The organism is Mesorhizobium sp. M2C.T.Ca.TU.002.02.1.1, assembly GCF_003997225.1.
This window is the reverse complement of record NZ_RZTO01000665.1, coordinates 1-3,432: the sequence shown is the minus strand read 5'-3', so window position 1 is coordinate 3,432 and position 3,432 is coordinate 1. Positions and strand designations below refer to the sequence as shown.

3 protein-coding genes are annotated in these 3,432 nt (G+C 65.0%); 1 reads left to right on the top strand and 2 read right to left on the bottom strand.

What is annotated here, in order from left to right:
* Positions 1–1,324, top strand: a 1,324-nt coding sequence (gor, locus tag EOD07_RS27120; RefSeq protein WP_127237585.1) for a glutathione-disulfide reductase, incomplete at its 5' end; no start/stop codon positions are given.
* 48 nt (positions 1,325–1,372) lie between these two features.
* Here gor and mgtE read toward each other — a convergent pair.
* Both mgtE and EOD07_RS27110 read right to left on the bottom strand, forming a co-directional pair.
* Complete coding sequence (gene mgtE, locus EOD07_RS27115) at positions 1,373–2,737, bottom strand: magnesium transporter (protein ID WP_040982837.1); 1,365 nt, start codon at positions 2,735–2,737, stop codon at positions 1,373–1,375.
* Between the two features lie 280 nt (positions 2,738–3,017).
* A partial coding sequence (locus EOD07_RS27110) for an ATP-binding cassette domain-containing protein (protein WP_127237584.1) occupies positions 3,018–3,432 on the bottom strand: 415 nt, incomplete at its 5' end.

Genomic DNA, 3,432 nt, shown 5'->3' with positions numbered 1-3,432 from the left:
GGTGGCGGCGGCCCTCGGCAAGCGGGTCGCCATTGCGGAGGAGTACCGCTTCGGCGGCACCTGCGTCATCCGCGGCTGCGTGCCGAAGAAGCTCTATGTCTATGCCTCGCAATTTCCCGAGCATTTTGCAGACGCCGCCGGCTACGGCTGGACCGTGCCCGAGGCGAGCTTCGACTGGCAGACGCTGGTCGCCAACAAGGACAAGGAGATCGCGCGGCTCGAAGCGATCTACAAGAGGAATGTCGAAGGCGCCGGCGGCGAGACCTTTCATTCGCGCGCGGTGCTCGTCGACCCGCACTCCGTCTATCTGGTCGCGGAAGATCGCACCGTCAGCGCCGACCAGATCCTGATCGCTACAGGCGGGCGACCCGCGCCGCATCCGGCACTGTCGGGCCACGAGTACTGCATCTTCTCCAATGAGGCCTTCGATCTCAAGGAACTGCCGAAGGCGATCATGATCGAGGGCGGCGGCTATATTGCCGTCGAGTTCGCCAACATCTTCCACGGCCTGGGCGTCGACACCACGCTGGTCTATCGCGGCCAGGAGATTCTCAGCCGCTTCGACATGGATCTGCGCCGCTCGCTGCACGAGACGATGCAAAAAAAGGGGATCAGGATCCTCTGCCCCGCCGTTTCGGAACGGGTGCGCAAGACCCCGGAGGGCAGGCTGGATGTGCTGCTGTCCGGCGGCCGCGCCCTGACGGTCGATCAGGTGATGCTGGCGATCGGGCGTATTCCCAATACCGAGAATATGGGCCTGGAAGGCGTCGGCATCGAACTCGGCAAGACGGGCGCGATCGTGGTCGACCAATATTCGCGCACCAATGTCGACAACATCTGGGCGATCGGCGACGTCACCCATCGCGTGCAACTGACGCCGGTCGCCATCCACGAGGCGATGTGCTTCATCGAGACCGCCTTCAAGGACAATCCGACCGCGCCGGACCACGATACCATTCCGACGGCGGTGTTCTCGCAGCCGGAGATCGGCACCGTCGGCCTGTCGGAAGACGACGCGATCAAGCGCTTCCCCGACGTCGAGATCTATCGCGCGTCGTTTCGTCCGATGCGACATACGCTGTCGGGCCGCGACGAGAAGATGCTGATGAAGCTGGTGGTCGACGGCGCGTCCAGGAAGGTGATCGGCGCCCATATTCTAGGCCCCGACGCCGGCGAGATGGCGCAGCTTCTCGGCATCCCGCTGAAGGCTGGCCTGACCAAGGACGATTTCGACCGCACCATGGCCGTGCATCCGACCGCGGCCGAGGAACTGGTGACGATGTACAAGCCGACCTATCGCGTGAAGAACGGCGAACGCGTTTGATCGCGGCGTGGGCAGCCGCCGGTGATGCCGGCGGCTGCCCATATGCTTTTAAAGCAGCGTGCCGCGCAGGATCACGAGCGCCACCGAGAAGTAGATGACCAGTCCGGTGACGTCGACCAGCGTGGCGACGAACGGCGCCGAGGCGCTTGCCGGATCGAAGCCGATGCGCTTCAGCGCGAAAGGCAGCATCGATCCCGACAGCGAGCCGAAGGTGACGATGCCAATCAGCGCCGCGCCCACCGTCGCCGCGATCAGCATCCAGTGCGGGCCGTAGTCGTAGAAGCCGAAATACTGCCAGAGCGCGATGCGGCAGATGCCGACGACGCCGAGGATCGAGCCGAGCACCACCCCGGTCGGCAGCTCGCGCAGCGCCACCCGCCACCAGTCGCGCAACCCGATCTCGCGCAGCGCCAGCGCGCGGATAACGAGCGACGTCGCCTGCGAGCCGGAATTGCCGCCGGAGCTCATGATCAGCGGGATGAACAGGGTCAGCACGATCGCCTTTTCCAACTCGCCCTCGTAGCTCTGCATGGCATTGGCCGTCAGCATCTCGCTGAGGAACAGTGCGCAGAGCCAGCCGGCGCGCTTCTGGATCATGGCGAGGAAACCCATCTTCATATAGGGCTCGTCCAGCGCCTCCATGCCGCCGAAGCGATGCACGTCCTCGGTCGTCTCCTCGATCATCGTGTCGATGATGTCGTCGACGGTGACGATGCCGAGGATCCTGCCGTGATCGACGACAGGCAGAGCGAGCAGGTCGTATTTGGAGATGGTCTGCGCCAGGTTCTCGCGATCGGTGAGCGGCGTCACCGTCACCGGCATGCGGTCGGGCGCCACCGACAGGATCGAATCCTCCGGGTTGCCGGTGATCAGCCGGCGCAATCCGGTCGAACGCAGCAGGAGCTGCGTGTCCGGGTCGACGATATAGATGGCGTAGATGGTTTCGCGCGTGCGCTCGACCTTGCGGATGTAGTCGAGCGTGCGGCCAACGGTCCAGTCGGAAGGCACGCTGACGAATTCCGTCGTCATGATCGAGGCGGCGCTGCCTTCCGGATATCCCAGGATGGACAGCAGCGTCGCGCGCAGCGGCGGCGCCAAGGCGCCGAGCAGCTCCGAGCGGGCCGGTTCGTCCAGCTCGCGCAGGATGTCGGCCGCGCGGTCGACCGACATGGCGGTCAACAGCTTGCTCGCCTTCGGGCGCGGCAGGGCCTCGGCAAGCTCTGGTGCCGCCTCGAGTTCCGGCTGGTCGAAAATCTCGACCAGCCGCTCGAACGGCACGGCGCAGAGCAGCTCGATGGCTGTCTCGCGGGGCTCGTGGTTGAGGGCTTCGACGACGTCGGCGACGTGATCGTTGGCAAGAACACGGGCGACGGCGACGGCTTCGTCGTCCAGTACGGGTGCGAATTCGTTCATGGCTCACTCCTTGCCGTCCGGCAGGACGTGAGCCATCAGGTCACGTCAGGGCGGACGGCGGTTGCGTTCGACTGTGACTGTCGCCAGGCATGGCGGGTTGACCTTTCTGCTCGCGGGGTTCGAGTTTGAATTTGGCGAGCGGGCGCAACATAGGAGCGCATTTTGCCGAGTCAATCGCGACGGGCGCTGAAAATGGGTGCGGGGAGGCCGGATCGCGAGACTGTGATCGACGGCCACCCAAGCCGGGCCACGGCCGCCGGTCAAAGGCTTGGTATGACTGCTATTTCTGTTTCAGCCGGCGGAAGCGCAGCCACTTGTCCTCGACCGGCCGCGGCTGGGCGAGAATGGTGGTGAGCTCGCGTGGGAGACTTGGCGCAAGAGGCTTCTTGGTGGCGACGCCGTCGGCGATCGAAACCACGCTGTGATAGAACTCCTCGCCGGACAGCGAGCGCGGCGCCACCGCCTCGTGCATGACGCTGATCACGGTGACATCGGGGCAATTGTCCTTGATGGCCTGGTGGAAGGCGACCTTGCCATCGGGGTCGAGCGCGCCGGTCGCCTCGTCGAGGAACAGCAGCCCCGGCTGCTGCAGCACGATGCGAGCCACCACCAGCTTCTGCTTCTGGCCGCCCGACAGCACCTGGTCCCAGCTTTTGCCTTCGCGGCTTTCGTCGGCCATGTGCTCGATGAAGTCG

What these genes read in the sequence shown, in the direction of transcription:
- mgtE (WP_040982837.1), bottom strand. Translation starts at nt 2,737, where the DNA reads ATGAACGAATTCGCACCCGTACTGGACGACGAAGCCGTCGCCGTCGCC.